The sequence below is a fragment of the Arhodomonas sp. AD133 genome, assembly GCF_051195215.1.
In the GTDB taxonomy this organism is placed as follows: domain Bacteria; phylum Pseudomonadota; class Gammaproteobacteria; order Nitrococcales; family Nitrococcaceae; genus Arhodomonas.
The window spans coordinates 1-21,011 of record NZ_JBNAZM010000033.1 but is presented as its reverse complement, the minus strand read 5'-3'; the positions used below and the strand labels follow the sequence as shown (position 1 = coordinate 21,011).

The following is a 21,011-nucleotide window of genomic DNA, read 5'->3' as shown; positions in this document are numbered from 1 at the left end:
CTTCCCTCCGTGGAAAGTGTTGGTGGATTGTCTGCGCCGGTGTTCGGGGCCCGGCGCTGCCCGCCTCAGCCAGCTCCCGGCTGAAATCGCATGGACAGGTCGATGGCGCGCACGTGCTTGGTGAGCGCACCGGTGGATACGTAATCCACCCCGGTCGCGGCGATATCCGGTAACTGGCCCAGCTCCACGTTGCCGGATGCTTCCAGGCCCGCCCGGCCGGCGCTCAGGCTCACCGCCGCGCGCAGCTCCGCGAGGCTGAAATTATCCAGCATCACCGTGTCGACCCCGGCTTCCAGGGCCTCGTTGACCTCGTCCAGGGTCTCCGTTTCCACCTCGACAGGCACGCCGGGATGCAGCCGGCGCGCGTCGCGCACCGCAGCTGCGATGCCGCCACATGCCATGACGTGGTTCTCCTTGATCAGAATCGCGTCGAACAGCCCGCGGCGGTGATTGACCGCCCCGCCGCAGGCGGTGGCGTATTTCTGGGCGTCGCGCAGGCCGGGAACCGTCTTGCGGGTGTCGAGTATCCGGCAGGCGGTGCCGGCCACGGCGTCGGCATAGCGTCGCGCCACCGTCGCTGTGCCCGAGAGCAGCTGCAGGAAATTGAGCGCCGTGCGCTCGCCGGTGACCAGCACGCGTGCCGGTCCGCGCAGGCGGCAGAGCACGGTATCCGCGGCCACGCTCTGACCGTCGCCAACCTGCCAGTCGATGGTCACTGCACCGCCGAGCGCCTCGTAAACCGCGTTCACCCAGTCACGGCCACAGATCACCGCTGGCTCGCGTGTGATGATGGTGGCGGCGTCCATGCGGTCTTCGGGGAGCAGGGTGGCGGTGAGGTCCCCGCTGCCCACGTCTTCGGCCAGGGCGCGGCGGACGTCGTCGGTGACGCGCTCGGGGTCAACCATGGTCCGCCTCCTGCTCGTCCACCGGCGGTGGTGTCGGGGCGATGGAGTGCACCCGCCGGCGCAACGCCGCACGGGCTAGCATCAGCGCGCTTATCGGCGCGGTGATGAACAGAAAGAACGTGATCAGCAGGTCGCGCACGCTCAGCCCTTCTTCAGTGCCGGCGGCGAAGGCGATGAACGCGACGGCGAGGCTCGCCAGACCCAGCGTCGTGGCCTTGGTCGGGCCGTGCAGCCGGGTGAAGAAGTCCGGGAAGCGCAGCATCCCGAACGAGCCCACGAAGACGAAGAACGCGCCGATGACGATGAACACGGCGGCGATGATCTCGGACATCTTGCGTTACCTCAGTGCATCAGGTCGCCGCGATCCAGGTACTTCGCCAGCGCGATGGTACCGACGAAACCCATCATGGCGATCAGCAGTGCCGCCTCGAAGTACAGCCGGCTCGCAAACTCGATGGACAGCAACAGAATAAGGGCGATGGCGTTGATGTACAGGGTATCGAGCGCCAGCACCCGGTCTTCGGGGTAGGGGCCGCGTACCAGTCGGAAGACGTTCATGGCCATGGCCGCGATGACCGCGGTGAAACCGATCACGAGGGCGACACTCAGCATTCCAGCAGCTCCTTGAGCGGGCGCTCGTAGCGCGTGCGGATCTGTTCGATGGCCTCCGCCTCGTCGTCACAGTCGAGCATGTGGACGTAGAGCGTGCGCCGATCGGCGCTGAACTGTGCCGAGACGGTGCCCGGCGTGAGCGTGATGATGCTCGCCAGCATGACCGTGCCGTGAGGGTCGTGAATCTGCAGCGGGATGCGCAGGAACGTCGGGCGCAGGCTGCGATTGCTGCGCGTGAGCGTGATCCAGGCAACCGCGATATTGGCGGTGACGATGTCGGCCAGCACCAGCGGCACCAGCCGGAGGAGCACCGCGGGGCGGTACAGGTGCGGATGGTCGGCCCAGAACCGCTTGGTGATCAACGGCACCAGTACTGCCAGGATGGCACCCACCAGGAAAGCGCCGGCGCCGAGGCTGTTCGCGAGCAGCAGCCAGACCAGCAGCACGAACAGTGACAACAGCGGATGGTGCAGGATCTTCGCCATGCGCGTTATACCTCTTCGTCGCCGGTGGCCGTCTCACCGAGCACGGCATTCACATACGCGTTCGGTGTGAGCAGGTCGCCCGCGGTGGCGGCCGTGTATCGCTGAACGGGGGCCGCGAACACGGTGAGCAGCACGATCAGCGCCAGGCACAGGCCGGTGGGTACGTACGCCGCGCCGGCGGGCGCCGGTGTACGTACCGGCGGATCGTCCTTCCAGAACAGCGTGCTCGCCGCGCGGCTCAGAGCGACGATGGCCAGCAAGCTCGTGAACAGGATCACCGCCCACAGCCAGGGCGCCACGGCGCCGTCACTGGTCGCCTGCAGGATCAACGCCTTACCGAGAAAGCCGGACAGCGGCGGCAGCCCGGCAACCGCGACGGCGAGGCCCATGAACAGCAGTCCCATCGTGGCCCAGCCGCCGGGGCGTGGGCCGGGGTGCAGGCGGTCGTCAACGTCGCCGCGCAACGGCGCCAGCAGGTCGGTCAGCAGGTACATGCCGGCGGCGGCGAGGGTGCTGTGGACCAGGTAGTAGAGCCCGGCGGCCACCGACGTGGGGGTGAACAGGGCGATGGCGGCGAGCATGGTGCCCACCGAGGAGATCAGGGTGTAGGCGATGAGCCCGCGCAGGCGCTGCGCCGCGAGCGCGCCGATCATGCCCAGGAGCATCGTCACCAGCGCCGCCCCCAGTAGCCACGGCATCACCGCGGTGGCGACCGCGCTCGCCGGCGCATCGAAAGCGATGGTGTATACCCGCAGGATCGCGTAGACGCCGACCTTGGTCATGATGGCGAACAGCGCCGCCACCGGCGCGGTCGCACTGGCGTAGGCGTCCGGCAGCCATAGCGACAGCGGCACGAGCGCGGCCTTGGTGGCGAAGACCACCAGCAGCACGAACGCACTCACGTAGAACAGCCCGAGATCCGCGGCGGGCAGGCTCTGAGCCTGGTCGGCGAGATCCGCCATGTTGAGCGTGCCGGTGACCGAGTAGAGCGCGCCCACGCCGATGAGAAACAGCGCCGAGCCGGTGAGGTTGACCACCACGTATTTCACCGCCGCCCGCGCGCGCTCGGGCCCGCGTCCGTGAAGCAGCAGGCCGTAGGAGGCGATCAACAGGATCTCGAAGAACACGAACAGGTTGAAGATATCGCCCGTGAGAAAGGCGCCATACACGCCCATGAGCTGGAACTGAAAGATGGCGTGGAACAACCGGCCCCGCTCGTCGGTACCCTGTACCGCCTGGAGCACCGCCAGTGCCGCCAGCACTGCGGTGAGCAGCACCATCATGGCGCTCAGTCGGTCGAGTACCAGCACGATGCCGTAGGGGGCCGGCCAGTCACCCAGGCGGTAGACCAGCGGCGTGCCGTCGGCGACCGAGGTCACCGCCATCAGCGCGATGACGAGACCCACCGCCGTGGCGGCAAGGGAAACCATGCGTTGCACGCGCAATGGCGCCGAGGCGAGCAGCACCAGGGCGAAGCCCGCCACGGCGGCCACCAGTACAGGCAGGATCGGAAGGTGGTTCATTCGGTGCCGTCCACGTGGTCGTTACCCAGGTCGCGCCGGGCCCGCAGCGCGAGCACGAGCACGAATGCGGTCATGGCGAAGCCGATGACGATGGCGGTGAGCACCAGGGCCTGGGGCAGAGGATCGGTATAGTCGCTCGCGCCATCGCGCACGATGGGCGGTGCGTTGACGGCCAGGCGGCCGGTGCTCACGAGGAACACGTTCACGGCGTAGGAGAGCAGCGTCAGGCCGAGGATCACCGGAAACGTCCGGGCACGCAGCATCAGGTAGATGCCGGCCGCCGTGGCGGCGCCGATGCCGCTGGCGAGGAGCAACTCCATGTTCAGGCCTCCCTGTTCGCGCGGGTCTGTTTGCCGAATTGCGAGAGGATGAGCACCACCGAGCCGACGACGGTGAGGAACACGCCCAGGTCGAAAGCGACGGCGCTTGCCACCTCGAAGTCGCCGACGACCGGCCAGTGCACGTGGGTGAACGCACTGGTGAGGAACGGGTAGCCCACCAGCCAGCTCGCGATCCCCGTCAGCCCGGCGATCAGCAGGCCGGCGCCGACCACCGGGAAGTAGTCCGCCGTCAGGCGCTCCTCGGCCCAGCGCACGCCGCTGGCCATGTACTGAGTCACCACCGCGACCGCCGCGATGAGTCCGGCGATGAAGCCGCCGCCGGGCTGATTGTGGCCACGCAGGAAGACGTAGACGGCCACCGCGGCGAGCAGCGGCAGCATCACGCGGCTGCCGATGAGCAGGATGCGCGGATGGAGCGTTTCGGAGTCGCTGTCATGGCGCACGCCGGCCTGGTCGTATATCAGCGCGTAGACGCACAGCGCCGCGATGCCCAGCACCGTGATCTCGCCGAACGTATCGAAGCCCCGGAAGTCGACGAGGATGACGTTGACCACGTTGTGCCCGCCGCCGCCGGGAACGCTCTGCTCCAGGAAATACCGGGAGATCGAGTCCAGCGGACGCGTCATGGCGGCGTAGGCGAGCGCGGCGACGCCGCCGCCGCCGGCCACCGCTATGACGGCGTCGCGACCGCGTCGCCATGCCGGCGTCTCGCGGGGTGTCTCCTTGGGCAGGAGATTGAGCGCGAGCAGCAGCAGCACGGTGGAGACCACCTCGACGGAGAGCTGCGTGAGTGCCAGGTCGGGCGCACTGATGTAGACGAACGTCACCGCCGTGAGCAGCCCCACCACACCCATGGCGATCAGTGCCAGCAAGCGGTTGTGATGGCCCACCGCGATCACCGCCGCGGCGGCGATGGACATCGCCCAGATCGCGATGGCGGGCAGCGGCGCGGCGGTGAGCGCACGGGAACCGCCGCCGAGCCCGCCGGCAGCGGCGCCCACCGCGCCCAGCACGAGGGTGGCGGCGATCATGTAGAGAACGTTGCGTTGTACGCGGCCGGGATCGACGAGTTGCGTGATCCAGCGCGCGGTGGCCACCGCGGCGGCGATCACCGCGTCGAAGCAATCCTTGCCCGTGATCGGCGGGAATATGCGGTGGTGCAGGGCCTCCAGCCGTTCGCGGTGGACGTAGGCGGCAACGGCGCCGGCCAGGGCGATCACGCTCATGATCAGGGGCGTATTGATGCCGTGCCACAGTGCGAGGCTGAAGTAGGGGACCTCGCCGATGAGCACACCGCTGACCGCCGTGGTCAGCAGGCCGCCGACTACCAGCGAGGGGGCCACGCCGACGAGCACGCAGATGACGATGAGCACTTCCACGGGGACGCGCATGTAGCGCGGCGGCTCGTGGGGCTGCCGCGGCAGCGCCCCGGTCTCGTTGCCGAAGAACACGTCATGGACGAAGCGCAGCGAGTAGGCGGCGCTCAGCAATCCGCCCAGGGTCGCCAGCACCGGCAGGGTCCAGCCCGCCGCGCCCAGGCGCTGGCCCTCGACCACCATCTCGGCGAAGAACATCTCCTTGGAGAGGAAGCCGTTGAACAGTGGCACGCCCGCCATGGATGCGGCGGCGATGGCCGCCAGCCACATGGTGATCGGCATGTACCGGCGCAGGCCGCCGAGCTTGCGGATGTCCCGCGTGCCGGTCTCGTGATCGATGATGCCCGCGGACATGAACAGCGACGCCTTGAAGGTGGCGTGATTGATGATGTGGAACACGCCGGCGACCACGCCCTGGGGCGTGCCCAGGCCGAAAAGCAGGGTGATCAGGCCCAGGTGGCTGATGGTGGAATAGGCGAGCAGGCCCTTGAGATCGTTCTTGAACAGCGCCTGGTAGGCGGCGAACACCATGGTCGCGAGGCCGACGCCGGTGACCAGCCAGAACCATAGCTGCGTCCCCGACAGCGCCGGGTACAGCCGCCCGATGAGAAACACCCCGGCTTTGACCATGGTGGCCGAGTGCAGATACGCGCTCACCGGCGTCGGGGCGGCCATGGCGTGGGGCAGCCAGAAGTGGAACGGTACCTGGGCGGACTTCGCGAAGGCGCCGAGCAGCACCAGCACCAGGGTCGGTGTGTACAGCGGGCTCGCGGTGATCACCTCGCCCGCGGCGAGAATGTCCTGGAGGCGGAAGCTGCCCACGATCTCGCCGAGCAGTAGCGCGCCGGCGAGCAGGCAGAGGCCGCCCGCGCCAGTGATTGCCAGGGCCATGCGCGCACCCTGGCGGGCATCGGCGCGGTGGCGCCAGTAGCCGATGAGCAGGAACGAACTGATACTGGTGAGCTCCCAGAACACCACCAGCAGCAGGATGTTGTCCGACAGCACGATGCCGAGCATCGCCCCCATGAACGCCAGCAACATCGCGTAGAAGCGGCCCATCGGGTCGTCCATGCTCAGGTAGTAGCGTGCGTAGAGGACGATCAGCAGCCCGATGCCCAGGATGAGGCCCGCGAACATCAGCCCGTAACCGTCCAGGAAGAACGCGAGCTCCAGGCCGAGCGCCGGCAGCCATGACCAGCTCACCGCCGGTACGCCACCGTCGAATACCGCCGGCGCCTGGCTGATCAGCAATGCGAGCGCGATCGCCGGGGGCAGCGCCGCCGCCCAGGCGCTCGCGCTGCGGCTGGTGCGCACGACCAGGGGGGGAAGGATGATGCCTGCGAACGGCAACAATACGATGAGCAGAAGCGTCATGATCGTTGTCTCTGTGCTTATTCCCGGCGCTTGCCGTATGGCGCAATCGCCCGCTATACATGGGCCGCCGCAGGCCCGTCGCGACTCTGGACGGGCGAAAAATGTCGCGGCAGTCTAGCAAAAGTCGTGGGGCCGATCACCGAGCCGTGGCCGGCCCGGTCACCTGCGAATTTGTGATCGGTGTCTCACCTCGCTTGGTGTATAGAAGGTTCCTGGCGAAACCTCTGGGCGGGAGTGCCCATGGGGCATTAGTGTTGCGTCATCGGTGGTCGGGGATGGAACGATGAGCGCCAGAGACAAGATCGTGCTCTTGCAGGGAGGAGCGGGTGGCCGAAAGTCGGCGGTGATGGACGAGCTTCGCCGTCTGGCCACGGAGCGATTGGTTCGCGCGGCCACTCGAACCCTGGATCGCGGGGACGACGCGTTGTTCGAGCGCGCCGAGCGAGCCAACCAGTCGCAATCGCAGGAGGAATGCTTCGCCGCCATGCGCGAGCTGCGGCTGCAGCGCCGGCGGGTCGTGGCGCGGTTCCGCGAGCGCCTCGAAGAGGGCTTCCGGCGGCTGGCCCAGGGTGACCTCGAAGGCATTGCCCGGCTCGAGCAGACGGAACCGGCGGAGCTCTCGCTGGTGGACGATCACCGCCTGGAAGAGGACGTCGCGGTGGATTCCACGGGCGCGCGCTTGCGCGGGCGCCATGCCTCGCTGCTCGGCACGCTCGAGGCGCGCCTGGAGGACCTGCTGGAGGCCGAACGCCTGCCGATGCAGGCCAACCCGGTGCATCCGCATACCATCGCGGTCGCTTTCTCGCTGGCCCTGGCGGACGTGCAGATCACCCTCACACCCCGCCTCATTCTCTACAAGCTGCTCGAACGCTGTCTCGACAACGAGCTGCCGGCCGTCTACAAGGCGATGGACGAGCGCCTGGAGCGGGCGGGCGCCCGGGGGCGGCGCCAGGTGCGTAACCTCGGAGCCGACTCGGACTCGGACTCGGACGCGAGCGATACCGAACCCACGCAGCCGGAACCGGTTGAGAGCCCCGCGGACACCAGCGACGACGAGGCCGGGACGAGCCCGGAGCCGTCGTCCGGCGAAGAAGCCGACGGTGAGGTCGTCGAGCTGCTGGAGCGCCTCATCGGGCGGGCGAAGTACGGGCGCGAGCCCGCCGCTCCCGGCGGGGCGTCCGGCGGCGGCCCGGTCTCCGGCGGGGCTGCTGGCGGGGCAGCGGTCGGCGGCGGTGGCCCGGGAGGCGGTCCCGGCGGCGGAGGCCCCGGTGGCGGCGGAGGCGGCGGTGGTGCCGGCGCAGGTGGCGCCGTTGCCGATGCACGTCTGGTGCTGCGTGCGCTCACGTCGCTGCAGGAGCACATCCTCGACCAGCAGGAGGTGGACCCCGACCGCATCAAGGCGGCCGTCAACGCCTGGCTCGACGAGCACGGTCACGCCACCGTGCTGGAACGCTCGGTGGACGACGTCATCGACATCGTCAGCATGCTTTTCGAGAACATCCTCGACGACCCGCGTCTCGCCCCGGCGTTGCGTGTCGTCATCGCGCGGCTGCAGGTGCCGGTACTCAAGGTGGCGTTGCGGGACCGCCGCGTGTTCGGCCAGAGCGATCATCCGGCGCGCTGTCTCATCAACGAGCTCGCCGATGCCTCGACCGGCTGGACACAGCCCGCGGAGCCGGAGAACGACCCCCTCTACAGCAAGATGACCGCGGTGGTCGACCGCGTCGTCGAGCGATTCCGCGACGATGTGCGCGTGTTCGACGTGGCGCTGCGGGATTTCCGCTACTTCCGCGAGCGCGAGCGCGAGCGTGCCGAGGCCATCGAGGAGCGCACCCGTCAGGCCGCCGAAGGCAATCTCAAGGTCGAGGCGGCCCGTGAAGCGGTTCAGGCCGAGGTGGAGCAGCGCATCGACGCCCAGGTCCCGGACGTCGTGCGCCGTCTGCTCGAGGAGGCGTGGTTCCGGGTGCTGTTCATCACGGCCGTGCGCGAGGGACGCGAGGGCGAAGCCTGGCGCCACCAGGTCGGGGTGATGGATCAGCTGGTCTGGAGTGTGCGCCCGAAGAGCGATGCCGCCGAGCGCCAGCGCATGCTGGAGTTGATGCCGCGACTGTTGCAGGATTTGCGCGAGGGGTTGAATGCCATCATGTACAACCCCTATGAGATGACCCAACTGTTTCGAGAGCTCGAGGCGGTCCACCTCAAGTGCCTCACGCCCGGGGCGGAGCCGCCGGTGGGCAGCGAGGGGGCGGTATCGGCGACGCAGTCGCAGACGCCGTCGCAAGCTGCCGAAGGGCCGGCCACGAACCTGAGCGTGTGGGGGGACCGGCCGGCGGACGATGAGGATCTCGCGCGCGTCCGGGCGCTCTCACAGGGCGAGTGGCTCGATCTGCGTGACCAGGATCCCCCGGTGCGCGCGAAGCTCTCGGCACGGCTCAACGGTGGCCAGCGCTATGTTTTCGTCAATCGTGCCGGCTTCCGTGTCGCCGAGTATAGTGCCGAGGATCTGGCCCGGGCGCTGCGCGAGGGGGACGTGATGGAGCTCGCCGATGTGGTGGCGTTCGACCATGCCCTCGAGCGCGTGATCGAGACGCTCAAGGAGATTCACGGCCCATGAAGCGGATTCTGCGTGTAGCGCTCGCGGGCCCCTACACGCTGGTGGGGGCCCTTTGTATTCGTGCTGCGGTTGCGTTCGACCGCCGCCAGGGCCGGGTGCCCCCGGCCGGTCTCGGACGCCGCGCCCAGCGGGCCTGGTGCCGGGGCATGTGCCGACTGATGGGCGTGCGCCTGCAGGTGCGCGGGGAGCAGCCGAGCAGTGGACCGGTCCTGCTGGTCGCCAATCACGTCTCGTGGCTGGACATCGTCTGCATCGCGGCGTTGTGGCCGGTGGCCTTTCTCAGTAAATCCGAGGTCCGGCGCTGGCCGGTGGTGGGGCGCACGGCGAGCGCGCTGGGTACCCTTTACATCGAACGGGGGCGCCGCGCGGCGGCGGCGCGCGCCATCGACGTCATGCGCGAGCGCCTGAGCGCCGGTGGCCGGGTGCTGTTCTTCCCCGAGGGGACGACCGGCGACGGACGCTCCGTGCGCGCGTTCCGGGCGCGGCTCTACCAGGCCGCGATCGACGCGCGGGTACCGGTCCAGGCGGTGGGGCTGCGCTATGTCGACGCCAACGGTGAACCGGTGGAGCATCTGCCGTTCACCGACGATCAGAGCCTGATCACCAACCTCTGGCAGGTCGCGGCCGAGCCGGCCGTGGACGTGACGCTGACGGTGGGGCCGGTGCGCGCGAGCGTCCAGGCCAGCCGCAGCGAGCTCGCGGCGGCCACGCGCCATGACGTCGCCGCCGCGCTGCAGCCCGTCGAAACCGCCGAGGAGCCCCTCGCGGTCGCCGGCTGAGCGCTCGCGCCGAGCGACTGTCATTGCGTTGTCACGTCCGCCTCGCATACTGCCGCGCGGTCACTTACGGAGGACGGATCGACTATGGCTGCGAGCATACTCATCGTCGAGGACGAAGCCCCTATCCGTGAGATGATCGCCATGGGGCTGGGGCGGGCTGGTTTCGACGTGCGGCATGCCGATTCCGCGGAAGACGCCGAGGCGGCGATCCGCCTCACGCGCCCCGACCTCATACTGCTCGACTGGATGTTGCCCGGTCGCAGCGGGCTCGAGTTCGCCCGGGAGGTCAAGCGCAATCCCGACCTTCGGGACATCCCCATCATCATGCTCACCGCGCGCGGCGAGGAAGAAGACCGCGTGCGCGGCCTCGACACCGGCGCCGACGATTACGTGACCAAGCCGTTCTCGCCCCGGGAGGTGGTCGCCCGCATCAAGGCGGTGCTACGCCGGACGCTACCCACCGCCGGCGAAAACCCCATCGAGGTGGAGGGGCTGTGCCTCGACCCGGTGAGCCACCGCGTGAACGCCGGGGAGCGCACCGTCGATCTCGGCCCGACGGAGTTCCGGTTGCTGCACTTCTTCATGACCCACCAGGAGCGCGTGTTCACGCGCACGCAGCTGCTCGACAACGTCTGGGGCACGAACGTCTACGTCGAGGAGCGCACGGTGGACGTGCACGTGCGGCGCTTGCGCAAGGGCCTGGCGCCCACCGGCCATGACGAACTGGTTCAGACCGTGCGCGGCACGGGATACCGGTTCTCTGCACGGCGGTGAGGCGCTGCCGCGGACCGACTCATGATGCCTCGTAACCCCTGGCCTGCCGCGGCGCTTCGCGCCGCGGCAGGCTTCGTTGCAGCGCTGCTGGTCGGCGTGCTGGTGGGGGCGCCGTGGATGGTGTTGAGCCTGGCGCTGATGGTTGCTGTCGCCTGGCAGACGCGCCAGGCAATCCGCCTGGAGCGCTGGGTCCGTCGCGGCCGTCATCGTCGCCCGCCCCCGCTTGCCGGCGTGTGGGAGGACATCGCCGATCAGCTCGTTCGCCGCCAGCGGGCCCAGGCCCGGCGGCGCCGGCGACTGGTCTCGCTGCTGCACCGGTTCAAGGCCTCCAGCGACGCCATGCCGGATGCCGCCGTGGTGATGCGGGCCAGCGGTGACATGGAATGGTGGAACCCCCAGGCGGCCTACTACCTGGGGCTGCGATGGCCTGCCGATCAGGGCCAGCGCGTCGCGAACCTGATCCGTCATCCGGACTTCGGCGCGTTCTTCGCCCGCGGCCAGCCCGGTGAGGCACTCAAGGTGCCGTCACCGGTGGACGAAGCGCAGATGCTGGAGTTCCGGATCGTGCCCTATGGCGAAGGCCGGCGGTTGCTGCTCGCCCGCGACGTCACGCGCGTGCACCGCCTGGAGGTCATGCGCAGGGACTTCGTCGCCAATATCACCCACGAGTTGCGGACCCCGCTAACGGTCATCCAGGGGCTCGCGGAGACCCTCGCCGACTACGGCGGCGAGCCCGAGGACGTGAATCGCTCGCTCACGCTCATCGAGCAGCAGACGCAACGCATGGGCCGGCTGATCGACGACCTGCTGCTGCTTTCCCGCCTGGAGACCGGCGAGCGCCCGCGCGAGGACGAATCAGTGGCGGTGGCGCAGATGCTGGAAACCCTGGTGGAGGAGGCGCGCGCGCTCGGCGATCAGACGCATACGATCACGCTGGAGGCCGACCCCGGGCTGGTGGTCGATGGCGATCACAACGAGCTGCGCAGCGCGTTCTCCAACCTTATCGTCAACGCGGTGAAATACACCCCGCCGGGGGGGCATATCGACGTGCGTTGGCAGGAGGCCGGTGGCGTGGCCTCGATGTGCGTGGCCGACACCGGCAGAGGCATACCCGCGCATCATATCCCCCGGCTCACCGAGCGCTTCTACCGTGTCGACGGGGGCCGCAGCAGCGGCGCCGGCGGCACCGGCCTGGGGCTGGCCATCGTCAAGCACGTGCTCTCGCGTCACGGCGCACGGCTGGATATCCGCAGCCGGGTGGAAGAGGGCAGCACGTTCTGCTGCGTGTTCCCGGCCTATCGGCGCCGGACCAGCCACGAACCCGCGCGCTGACGGCGGCCACGCGTGGAGTCATGCCGGCTTCACCTACCGGACATCGGGTTGTCATCGACCGTCACCGTCTTGTCACATCTTGTCATTAGCATCCTCGGCGACTTATCGGGCGATGATCATTTCGCCCGGGGGTGACGGCCCCGACGACGGGGCTGGAATGAGCAGTACACGCAAACGAGGAGTTGCCTGATGCAGACCTGGAAGAAGACCGCTATCGCGACCGCCGCGGTCATCGGCATGGGTGTGGTCACCAGCGCGCAGGCGCGTGATCAGATCCGCATCGTCGGCTCGAGCACGGTCTATCCCTTCGCCAGCTACGTGGTCGAGGAGTTCGGTGCCACCACCGATTTCCCCACGCCGGTGATCGAGTCCACCGGTTCCGGCGGTGGCCTGAAGCTCTTCTGCGAGGGCGCGGGCACCAACACCCCGGACATCACCAACGCGTCGCGCCGTATCAAGGTCAGCGAGTTCGAGCGCTGCCAGGAGAACGGTGTCACCGAGATCACCGAGGCGGTGATCGGCTATGACGGCATCGTCTTCGCCCAGGCCGGCGAGAACGAGGCGCTGAACCTCACCCGCGAGCAGATCCATATGGCCGTCGCCGCCAAGGTGCCGCAGGACGGCAAGCTCGTGGACAACCCGTACAAGAACTGGAGCGAGATCGATTCGAGCCTGCCCGATCGCGAGATCGTGATCTACGGCCCGCCGACGTCCTCCGGGACCCGCGACGCCTTCGAGGAGCTGGTCATGGAGGCCGCTTCCGAGGAGATCGACGGCTACGACGGTGAGTACACCAACATCCGTCAGGACGGCGTCTACGTCCCCTCCGGCGAGAACGACAACCTCATCGTGCAGAAGCTCGCCCAGAACACCGACGCGTTCGGCATCTTCGGCTACAGCTTCCTCGAGGAGAACGGCGACAAGATCCAGGGCGCGAGCATCGACGGCGTCGAGCCCGAGCCCGAGAAGATCTCCTCGGGTGACTACCCGGTCTCCCGCAGCCTGTACTTCTACATCAAGAACGCCCACGTGGGCGAAGTGCCGGGTGTGCAGGAGTACGCGGACCTGTTCATGAGCAAGAAGATGATCAGCCGCGTCGGCTACCTCAAGGATCTCGGCCTGATCCCGCTGCCGGCGGACATGCAGGAGAGCTACCGCGAGCAGGTGGCCAACCTCGAGCCGCTGCAGGGCTCCGACCTGAAGTAAGTGCCGGCGGGGCCACGGTCAGTGGCCGCCGGGCACCCGAGACCGGCCATCCTTCGCGGGTGGCCGGTCGTTGATTGTCCGGGGATCGATTATCGGTGCGGGGTTGCACGCTTGCCTCGTTGCCGTAGGCTTGCTTCCCGCGATCGAGTTCGGCACTGCAGATTCGCAAGACGGAGGACCCTGTGAACACGGGCGATGCCATCCTGATCTTCTTCGGCGGGCTGATTCCCCTGGGGTTTGCCGCCTACACCATGGGCCGCCGCAGGGCGTTCTCCACGGCGGCGGATGCCGGCACCCCCATGCATTCGCGCCCGCAGCAGTACGGCTGGTACGCGGTGGTGTGGATGGCGATTCCCGCCATCGCGGTGGCGCTGGTGGCGACGTTCGCGGCTCTGCTCGGTGTCGCCGATCCGCCGGTGACGATGACGTTCGTGGCGTCACTGGTGCTGGCCGCCGGCGGCCTGGCGGCGGGGCTTCACACCATCCGGCCGGAACTGCGCGCGCGCAACCACCTCGACCGCCTCATCCGCTGGCTGCTGCTGGGGGCGGCGCTGGTCTCCATCGTGACTACCATCGCCATCGTGCTGTCCATCGTCTTCGAGGCGATCCGCTTCTTCCAGGTGGTCAGTATCTGGGAATTCGTCACCGGTACCGAATGGGCGCCGGACAAGGCCTTCCTGGTGGGCGCCGGGCGTGCCGGCGAGGCCGGCGAGGCGACTTACACGTTCGGCTCGGTGCCGCTGTTCGCGGGCACCTTCATGGTCACGGCCATCGCCATGGGCGTGGCGTTGCCGGTAGGGCTGCTGTCGGCGATCTTCATGTCGGAGTACGCCAGCCGGCGTGTCCGTGGTCTGGCCAAGCCGGTGCTCGAAGTGCTCGCGGGTATTCCCACGGTGGTCTACGGCTTCTTCGCCGCCATCACCGTGAGCCCGATGATCGTCGACCTGGCTGCCTTCTTCGGCCTGGACGCCTCCTACAACAACATTCTCTCGCCGGGTCTGGTCATGGGGATCATGATCATCCCGTTCATCTCCTCGCTCTCCGACGACGTCATCAATTCGATACCCCACAGCCTGCGCGAAGGCGCCTACGCGCTGGGCACGACCAGGAGCGAGACCATCAAGCAGGTGCTGCTGCCCGCCGCCACGCCCGGCATCGTCTCGGCGACGCTGCTCGGCGTCTCGCGCGCGCTCGGCGAGACCATGATCGTCGTGATGGCAGCGGGCCTGCGCCCGAACCTCACGCTCAATCCGCTGGAAGACATGACCACGGTGACCGTGCGGATCGTCGACGCGCTCACCGGCGATCAGGAGTTCGACAGCCCCGCCACGCTCGCCGCGTTCGGCCTCGGGCTGGTGCTCTTCATAGTGACGCTTTCGTTGAACATCGTCAGCACCGTCATGGTGCGGCGGTTCAAGCAGCAGTACGACTGACCGGTGGTGCCGCATGAAGCTCAAGGGATCCAGAGACAATCCGAAACTCCGGCGCCGCTATAACGCGGAGCGGCGTTTCCGTTTCCTGTGCGCCGGCGGTATCGCGCTGTCCGTGGCGTTCCTGGTGGCGTTCTTCGCCGACATCATCAGCCAGGGTTACAGCGCGTTCTACCATACGCAGGTGCTCGCCGGGATCACCTACAGCGAGGAGACCGTGGAGCTGCCGCCGCTGGCGGTGAGCGACCCGCTGCGGCCCATCGTCTCCCGCGGGGTGCTGCGCACCATTCCCCAGGAAGTCAAGGCGGACGAGTCGTTGCTGGGCACCACACAGGAGCGCTGGGTGCCGGCCAAGGCGGAGATCGATCAGTTCCGCAAGGGCAACAGCCACGACCTGGACGACGACGTCGTGGCCACGGTGCGCGAGCTCGAGGAAGACGGGCGCATCGCGTTCAAGTTCAACACCGCGTTCTTCACCAACGGTGACTCCAAGCTGCCGGAGATGGCCGGCATCTGGTCCGCCGCCGTGGGCTCGATCTACCTGCTCGCGCTCACCTTCCTGTTCGCCTTCCCCATCGGGGTGATGACCGCGGTGTACCTGGAGGAGTTCGCGCCGGACAACCGCCTCACCCAGACCATCGAGGTGAACATCAACAACCTCGCGGCCGTGCCTTCCATCCTCTTCGGTCTGCTGGGCCTGGCGGTGTTCATCAACTTCTTTCACGTGCCGCGATCGTCGGCGCTCGCCGGCGGCCTGACCATCGGGTTGATGACGCTGCCGATCATCATCATCAGCACGCGGGCGGCGCTGCGCGCCGTGCCCGATCCCATCCGCCTGGGCGCGTTGGCGATGGGGTGCACCCGCTGGCAGGTGGTCCGCGATCACGTGTTGCCGTTGTCGCTGCCGGGCATTCTCACCGGGACCATTATCGGGCTCGCCCAGGCGATCGGCGAGACGGCGCCGCTGATCATCGTCGGCATGATCGCTTACATTCCGGACGCGCCAACGTCCATCACCCAGGCGGCAACGGTGCTGCCGGCCCAGGTCTTCACCTGGGCGGGCATGCCCGAGCGCGCCTACGTGGAGAAGACGGCCGCCGGCATCATCGTATTGCTGGCCGTGCTGCTCACCATGAACGCAACCGCCGTGTTGCTGCGCCGCCGCTTCGAACGCCGTTGGTAGCCAGAGGCCGTTAGACTATGTACTCTGCAGATACAGCTGAACACCGCTCCGAGATGGCCAACAGTCCCGTCCGTGAGAGCACCCGCGGGGGCAATCACCCCGAGCACCCGGTCAAGGTCGACGTGCGCAATCTTCGCCTCTGGTACGGCGACACCCAGGCGCTGTTCGACGTGAACGTCAACGTCCACGACCGCCAGGTCACCGCCCTCATCGGCCCCTCGGGCTGTGGCAAGTCCTCCTTCCTGCGCTGCCTCAACCGCATGAACGACCTGGTGCCCAACGTGCGCATCGAAGGCGCGGTGGAGCTCGACGGCGAGGACATCTACGACCCTTCCGTGGACGTGGTGCAACTGCGCTCCCACGTGGGCATGGTCTTCCAGAAGCCGAACCCGTTCCCCAAGAGCATCTACGAGAACATCGCCTACGCGCCGCGTCTGCACGGCATCGCCACCAGCCGCTCCGAGCTGGACGACCTGGTGGAGAGCAGCCTCCGGCGTGCGGGCCTGTGGAACGAGGTGGCCGACCGCCTTCAGACCCCGGGCACCGCGCTCTCCGGCGGCCAGCAGCAGCGGCTTTGCATTGCGCGCGCCATCGCGGTGAGCCCGGAAGTGATTCTCATGGACGAGCCGGCCTCGGCGCTCGATCCGTTGGCGACCGCCACGATCGAGGAGCTCATCGACGAGCTCAAGGACAACTTCACCATCGTCATCGTGACCCATAATCTACAGCAGGCGGCGCGGGTGGCCGGCTACACCGCGTTCTTCCACATGGGTCGCCTGGTGGAGTTCAATGACACCGACACGCTGTTCACCAACCCGCGTGAGCAGAAGACCGAGGACTACATCACCGGACGCTACGGCTGAGCGGCCCGGGCGGGAGAGGCATCATGGTGGACAAGAAAAGCTTCTCGCAGCACATCTCACAGCAATACAACGAGGAGCTCGAGCAGATCCTCAACCGCGTCATGGCCATGGGCGGGCTGGTGGAACAGCAGCTCGCCGACGGGCTGGTGGCCCTGGTGGAAGGCGATACCAAGCGCGGCGAGCACGTGGTCACCAGCGATTACAAGGTCAACGCCATCGAAGTGGAGCTCGACGAGGCCTGCACTCACGTGCTCGCCCGCCGCCAGCCCACGGCGAGCGACCTGCGGCTGGTGCTCGCGGTCATCAAGACCATCACCGACCTGGAACGCATCGGTGACGAGGCCGAGCGCATCGGTCGCATGGCACTGCATCTGCTCGAGGACGACCGCCAGCGCAGCCCCATGGGCGAGATCGAGGCCCTGGGCGAGCACATCAAGCGCATGCTGCGGGGCGCGCTGGACGCGTTCGCCCGCATGGATGCCGAGCAGGCGGTGCGCGTCGCCCAGGAGGACATCAAGGCCGACGCCCAGTACGACAGCATCATCCGCCACCTCATGAAGTACATGGAAGAGCACCCCAAGGCGGTGCCGCCGGTCATGGACATCATGTGGTCAGCGCGGGCGCTGGAGCGCATCGGCGACCGGTCGCGCAACATCTGCGAGTACGTGGTGTACTTCGTGCGCGGCAAGGACGTCCGTCACACCAGCTTCGAGCAGATGGCGGAGGAAGCCACCGGCGACCGCCGCTGAGGCAAGAGCGCATGCCGTGACCGCGCGCCTGTCATCGCGCGGTCACGATCCCGTTATCGTGTCGTGATCCGGCCGCCGGAGACTGTGCGATCCCGTTCGCAGTCGTCCAAGGATCGCGATCATGACAAACCGTTTTGCCCGGGCGTCGCTTCTCAGCGCGACGCTGATGCTTGCCGCCACCCCCGTGGCCGCGAGCGACCTGTTCCACGAGGATTTCGCCGCCGACGGCTCGCCCACCCTGGGCACCATGCGCACCCACAGCGCCGCCTCCAACGCGGACTGGGCAGCCGACGGCTATGCCAGTGAACGCTACGCCGAGATCAACGGCTACGGCGCCGACACGGCGAGCGACGACTACCTGATCACGCCGGCCATCGATCTCGCCGAGGCCGAGCGCGCCTACCTCCACTTCCGCACCAAGATGAACTTCGGCGGCGGCTCCCTGGACGTGCTCGCCACTGACGCGTACAGCGGCGGCGCCGTGAACCCGGATCAGTGGCAGACGCTGACCGATTACGATCTCTCGCCGGGCAACTACGCGCTCACCGACTCCGGCGCCGTGGAGCTGAGCGACTACCTCGGCGGCGAGGTGGTCGTCGCATTCCGCTATCGCTCCACCGGCACCGGGGCCGGCGACGGTGCGCTCTGGCAGGTGCACGACGTACGCGTCACCGACGACGCCCCGGCGCTGGAGGCGGAGATCGCCACGGAGACCACCGGTGGTTTCGACAATGCCCTGGTGGGGGAGACGGTCAGCCTGAAGGCCGTCGCCCGCAATGCCGAGGGCGAGGTCAGCTATACGTGGCAGCTCGGTGATGGCACCACCGCCACCGGGGCCGAGGTGGCGCATACCTACCAGCTGCCCGGGCGCTTCACGGCGACGCTCACCGCCACCGACGCCGCCGGGGAGTCGGCAACCGCGAGCCAGGCGGTGCCGGTGGACGAAGCCCGCCCCGAACCCATCCCCGAGGCGGCGGGGGAGCTGCGCGTCGCCACGTTCAACGTCGCCCTTTACGGCGATGAACCCGGCGCCGTCCTCGCGCGCCTCGAAAGCGGCGACGACCCCCAGATCCGGCGTATCGCCGAGATCATCCAGCGCGTACGCCCGGACGTAATCCTGTTGAACGAGCTCGACTACGAGGCCGGCGGCGCCGCCGTCGCCGCGCTGCAGAACCACTACCTGGGCGTCGGCCAGAACGGTGCCGAGGCCATCCGCTATGATCACCGCTTCGTCGCCCCGGTGAACACCGGCGTGGTGTCCGGCCACGACCTCAACAACGACGGCAGTGTCGGTGGCCCGGACGACGCCCTGGGCTACGGAACCTTCGCCGGTCAATACGGCATGGCCGTGCTTTCCCGACTCCCCATCGACCGCGACGGGGTGCGCACCTTCCGCGACTTCCTCTGGAAGGACATGCCCGACGCCATGCTGCCGGCGGACCCGCAGGACGCCGACGGCAACGGCCGCACCGATAGCTGGTACTCGCCGGAAGAGCTCGCAGCGCTGCCGCTGTCCTCCAAGAGCCACTGGGACGTCCCCGTCATCGTGGACGGCGAACGCGTCCACCTGCTCGCCAGCCACCCGACACCGCCGGTGTTCGATGGCGAGGAGGACCGCAACGGCCACCGCAACCACGACGAAATCCGCTTCTGGGCGGACTACGTGGACGCCCAGGCCGGCGACTACATCGTCGACGACGCCGGCGTCACCGGCGGCTTGGAGAGCGACAGCCGCTTCGTCATCCTCGGCGACCTCAACGCCGACCCCAACAAGGGCGACGGCGTCGAAGGCGCCATCACCCAGCTACTCGACAACCCCGCCGTGAACGCCGACATCGTGCCGACCAGCCTCGGCGCTCAGGCCCTGAACCCCGGCGACCCCCACGCGGCAGCCGACACCCTCCCGGGCTCCGGCGGCCTCCGCCTGGACTACGTCCTGCCGTCGAAAGCCGGCCTGGACGCCGAACAGGCCGGCGTCTTCTGGCCCGGCCCGCAGGACCCCCTGCGCCGCCTCGCCGGCGGCGACACCGAAGCCAGCTCCGACCACCGCCTGGTCTGGCTCGACGTCAGCCTCACCGGCGACGGCGGGGAGGACTCGGACGACGACGATGACGGCGGCGGCGGTGCCGTGTCCTGGTTTGGCGGTCTGTTGCTGCTCGCCGCGGCTGCCTTGCGGCGGCGTCGGAGCTACGCCTGAACCGTGACCAACTGAGCACGGTCGAGTAGCTTCGTTCGGTCGGCCGCCAAGTGCGGCCGACCTTCTGTTGGATGCCCGCCGACGACAAAATAATGAGCCTTCGGCCCTGTCAGAGCCCATGTGTCGCGCGATCGCGCGCGCAACCGAATCCCGAACCTTCAATCCGAATCGGACCATTTCCCAGAGCCGCACGTCATACAGCGGTCAGTCGTTGCGACGGGTGGTTGTTTGGACCCTCGATCTTGAGGTCAAAAATGTGCAATCGTTAGCAGAAATGGTGTGAAGAGGCACCTTGTCGGCAGTGGTTCGAGGGGGAGCAAGTGCCCGCGCAGTTGCCTTACACATTAGCTGTAGAAGACCTTGGTGCTAGATGCAGAGTGCGTGTTAGGCGGGGAGTGGCGGGAGAATGGACGAGGACAGAACTCCGGAGCCCGGGGTCTTTATCGTCGAAGGAATGAAGATCAGGATTCCATCGCTGACCTTGAGCTTCGACCATGAAGGCCGATTAGTCAGCGGTCCACTTGAGCTCCAAACAGGTTTGGATCAGACCCCTGTCTGGCTGGAAATTGCGTTCGAGCACGCCTGCACATCGCAGATAGCAAGCCTTGAGCTCGCGAAAGCGGTGGATGACGGAAGGAACGAAGAGATCGGACAGTCACTAGTTAGCGAGATGAAAGCCGGGATGCAGGCCATTTCTTGCAGCTGCACCGCTGTTGATGCTTTTCATGCCAACGTGAAGGAGCTTATCTCAATACCGGAGAAGACCAAGGCGGCTTGGAAGCAAAACGGAACAGCTCGATATAGACAGATTTCCGAAGTCTTGCGGCTAGCGTTCCCGATGTCTAATCGGCGGGCCGCCTACATTCGACAGGCGTTACGACAGAATTTTACGTGGCGAGATCAGGCTACTCACCCCTCATCAACTACACTGCAGCCAGCCGTACATGAGACGTTGAACAAGGCGACAGACAGAAGATTTGTACTGTTTCGGCACTACAATGCGAGGGAGATCGCAAGGCTCTCCTTCAACATCGTCTATTGGGCATCGCAGAATCCGCCGACGAGCAAGTTCAAGGACCTTCGCGAGTATTGCAACACGCTCAAAGGACGGCTGCAGGGTCTTGGAGGAGCGTGGGACGAACGGTTTGGTGCGCAGGAAACGGCCGGATGAGCGTCTGGCCTAACAATGCGTATATGGACTCCTCCCGCAAGTAGGCAGAGACGGACGTGCTGATCGAGGGCAATAGAGCATCGGTTGCGGTCGTATA

Annotated in this window: 18 protein-coding genes; 11 read left to right on the top strand and 7 right to left on the bottom strand. The window is 67.4% G+C overall.

Annotated elements, in window-relative coordinates; translation table 11 throughout:
* Window positions 1-65: 65 nt before the first annotated feature.
* Genes nadC through ACPEES_RS16205 form a run of 7 tightly spaced genes read right to left on the bottom strand, consistent with a single transcriptional unit; the run spans window position 66 to window position 6,616 of the window.
* On the bottom strand, window positions 66-905 hold the full coding sequence (gene nadC / locus ACPEES_RS16235) for a carboxylating nicotinate-nucleotide diphosphorylase (protein WP_435104601.1): 840 nt from the start codon (window positions 903-905) through the stop codon (window positions 66-68).
* Window positions 898-1,236 (bottom strand): Na+/H+ antiporter subunit G, encoded by a 339-nt coding sequence (locus ACPEES_RS16230; protein WP_435104600.1) that lies wholly within the window; start codon window positions 1,234-1,236, stop codon window positions 898-900. Before ACPEES_RS16230 ends, nadC begins: the two co-directional genes overlap by 8 nt.
* Before the next feature lie 11 nt (window positions 1,237-1,247).
* Window positions 1,248-1,517, bottom strand: a complete 270-nt coding sequence (locus ACPEES_RS16225) for a K+/H+ antiporter subunit F (protein WP_435104599.1) — start codon at window positions 1,515-1,517, stop codon at window positions 1,248-1,250.
* The gene (locus ACPEES_RS16220; RefSeq protein WP_435104597.1) at window positions 1,511-2,002 is read right to left on the bottom strand and encodes a Na+/H+ antiporter subunit E; all 492 of its coding nucleotides are present in this window, start codon (window positions 2,000-2,002) and stop codon (window positions 1,511-1,513) included. Before ACPEES_RS16220 ends, ACPEES_RS16225 begins: the two co-directional genes overlap by 7 nt.
* A gap of 5 nt (window positions 2,003-2,007) precedes the next feature.
* A complete protein-coding gene (locus tag ACPEES_RS16215) occupies window positions 2,008-3,525 on the bottom strand; it encodes a monovalent cation/H+ antiporter subunit D (RefSeq protein ID WP_435104596.1) in 1,518 nt (505 codons plus the stop codon).
* Window positions 3,522-3,845, bottom strand: coding sequence for a Na+/H+ antiporter subunit C (locus ACPEES_RS16210; RefSeq protein ID WP_435104595.1), 324 nt, complete (start codon window positions 3,843-3,845; stop codon window positions 3,522-3,524). The genes ACPEES_RS16215 and ACPEES_RS16210 overlap by 4 nt, the downstream gene beginning before the upstream one ends.
* Before the next feature lie 2 nt (window positions 3,846-3,847).
* Window positions 3,848-6,616 carry a monovalent cation/H+ antiporter subunit A gene (locus tag ACPEES_RS16205; protein ID WP_435104594.1) on the bottom strand — a complete coding sequence of 923 codons (2,769 nt, stop codon included), beginning with the start codon at window positions 6,614-6,616 and terminating at the stop codon, window positions 3,848-3,850.
* A gap of 283 nt (window positions 6,617-6,899) precedes the next feature.
* On the opposite strand from ACPEES_RS16205, the gene ACPEES_RS16200 reads away from it, so the two are divergent.
* The 11 genes from ACPEES_RS16200 to ACPEES_RS16150 all read left to right on the top strand — a co-directional run bounded on the left by ACPEES_RS16200 (window position 6,900) and on the right by ACPEES_RS16150 (window position 20,914).
* Window positions 6,900-9,230, top strand: coding sequence for a DUF1631 domain-containing protein (locus tag ACPEES_RS16200; protein ID WP_435104593.1), 2,331 nt, complete (start codon window positions 6,900-6,902; stop codon window positions 9,228-9,230).
* A complete protein-coding gene (locus tag ACPEES_RS16195; RefSeq protein ID WP_435104592.1) occupies window positions 9,227-10,009 on the top strand; it encodes a lysophospholipid acyltransferase family protein in 783 nt (260 codons plus the stop codon). Before ACPEES_RS16200 ends, ACPEES_RS16195 begins: the two co-directional genes overlap by 4 nt.
* A gap of 84 nt (window positions 10,010-10,093) precedes the next feature.
* Window positions 10,094-10,783, top strand: a complete 690-nt coding sequence (gene phoB / locus ACPEES_RS16190) for a phosphate regulon transcriptional regulator PhoB (RefSeq protein ID WP_435104591.1) — start codon at window positions 10,094-10,096, stop codon at window positions 10,781-10,783.
* A 21-nt stretch (window positions 10,784-10,804) separates the two neighbouring features.
* Window positions 10,805-12,115, top strand: a complete 1,311-nt coding sequence (gene phoR, locus ACPEES_RS16185) for a phosphate regulon sensor histidine kinase PhoR (RefSeq protein WP_435104590.1) — start codon at window positions 10,805-10,807, stop codon at window positions 12,113-12,115.
* A gap of 189 nt (window positions 12,116-12,304) precedes the next feature.
* On the top strand, window positions 12,305-13,321 hold the full coding sequence (locus tag ACPEES_RS16180) for a PstS family phosphate ABC transporter substrate-binding protein (RefSeq protein ID WP_435104589.1): 1,017 nt from the start codon (window positions 12,305-12,307) through the stop codon (window positions 13,319-13,321).
* Between the two features lie 182 nt (window positions 13,322-13,503).
* Complete coding sequence (pstC, locus tag ACPEES_RS16175; protein ID WP_435104588.1) at window positions 13,504-14,754, top strand: phosphate ABC transporter permease subunit PstC; 1,251 nt, start codon at window positions 13,504-13,506, stop codon at window positions 14,752-14,754.
* A 13-nt stretch (window positions 14,755-14,767) separates the two neighbouring features.
* Window positions 14,768-15,934 (top strand): phosphate ABC transporter permease PstA, encoded by a 1,167-nt coding sequence (gene pstA / locus ACPEES_RS16170; RefSeq protein ID WP_435104587.1) that lies wholly within the window; start codon window positions 14,768-14,770, stop codon window positions 15,932-15,934.
* Between the two features lie 53 nt (window positions 15,935-15,987).
* The gene (gene pstB, locus ACPEES_RS16165; protein WP_435104586.1) at window positions 15,988-16,797 is read left to right on the top strand and encodes a phosphate ABC transporter ATP-binding protein PstB; all 810 of its coding nucleotides are present in this window, start codon (window positions 15,988-15,990) and stop codon (window positions 16,795-16,797) included.
* Between the two features lie 26 nt (window positions 16,798-16,823).
* Window positions 16,824-17,546, top strand: coding sequence for a phosphate signaling complex protein PhoU (gene phoU, locus ACPEES_RS16160; RefSeq protein WP_435104635.1), 723 nt, complete (start codon window positions 16,824-16,826; stop codon window positions 17,544-17,546).
* A 121-nt stretch (window positions 17,547-17,667) separates the two neighbouring features.
* Window positions 17,668-19,743, top strand: a complete 2,076-nt coding sequence (locus tag ACPEES_RS16155) for an endonuclease/exonuclease/phosphatase family protein (protein WP_435104585.1) — start codon at window positions 17,668-17,670, stop codon at window positions 19,741-19,743.
* Window positions 19,744-20,149: 406 nt separating this feature from the next.
* On the top strand, window positions 20,150-20,914 hold the full coding sequence (locus tag ACPEES_RS16150; RefSeq protein ID WP_435104584.1) for a hypothetical protein: 765 nt from the start codon (window positions 20,150-20,152) through the stop codon (window positions 20,912-20,914).
* Window positions 20,915-21,011: the final 97 nt, after the last annotated feature.

Bases quoted from the DNA above. Each gene is read 5' to 3' on its own strand.
- ACPEES_RS16180 (WP_435104589.1), top strand. From the start codon at position 12,305: ATGCAGACCTGGAAGAAGACCGCTATCGCGACCGCCGCGGTCATCGGC.
- phoR (WP_435104590.1), top strand. From the start codon at position 10,805: ATGATGCCTCGTAACCCCTGGCCTGCCGCGGCGCTTCGCGCCGCGGCA.
- ACPEES_RS16150 (WP_435104584.1), top strand. From the start codon at position 20,150: ATGGACGAGGACAGAACTCCGGAGCCCGGGGTCTTTATCGTCGAAGGA.
- ACPEES_RS16225 (WP_435104599.1), bottom strand. From the start codon at position 1,517: ATGCTGAGTGTCGCCCTCGTGATCGGTTTCACCGCGGTCATCGCGGCC.
- phoB (WP_435104591.1), top strand. From the start codon at position 10,094: ATGGCTGCGAGCATACTCATCGTCGAGGACGAAGCCCCTATCCGTGAG.
- ACPEES_RS16230 (WP_435104600.1), bottom strand. From the start codon at position 1,236: ATGTCCGAGATCATCGCCGCCGTGTTCATCGTCATCGGCGCGTTCTTC.
- ACPEES_RS16155 (WP_435104585.1), top strand. From the start codon at position 17,668: ATGACAAACCGTTTTGCCCGGGCGTCGCTTCTCAGCGCGACGCTGATG.
- ACPEES_RS16210 (WP_435104595.1), bottom strand. From the start codon at position 3,845: ATGGAGTTGCTCCTCGCCAGCGGCATCGGCGCCGCCACGGCGGCCGGC.
- ACPEES_RS16195 (WP_435104592.1), top strand. From the start codon at position 9,227: ATGAAGCGGATTCTGCGTGTAGCGCTCGCGGGCCCCTACACGCTGGTG.
- ACPEES_RS16205 (WP_435104594.1), bottom strand. From the start codon at position 6,616: ATGACGCTTCTGCTCATCGTATTGTTGCCGTTCGCAGGCATCATCCTT.
- ACPEES_RS16220 (WP_435104597.1), bottom strand. From the start codon at position 2,002: ATGGCGAAGATCCTGCACCATCCGCTGTTGTCACTGTTCGTGCTGCTG.
- ACPEES_RS16215 (WP_435104596.1), bottom strand. From the start codon at position 3,525: ATGAACCACCTTCCGATCCTGCCTGTACTGGTGGCCGCCGTGGCGGGC.
- pstB (WP_435104586.1), top strand. From the start codon at position 15,988: ATGGCCAACAGTCCCGTCCGTGAGAGCACCCGCGGGGGCAATCACCCC.
- nadC (WP_435104601.1), bottom strand. From the start codon at position 905: ATGGTTGACCCCGAGCGCGTCACCGACGACGTCCGCCGCGCCCTGGCC.
- ACPEES_RS16200 (WP_435104593.1), top strand. From the start codon at position 6,900: ATGAGCGCCAGAGACAAGATCGTGCTCTTGCAGGGAGGAGCGGGTGGC.
- pstA (WP_435104587.1), top strand. From the start codon at position 14,768: ATGAAGCTCAAGGGATCCAGAGACAATCCGAAACTCCGGCGCCGCTAT.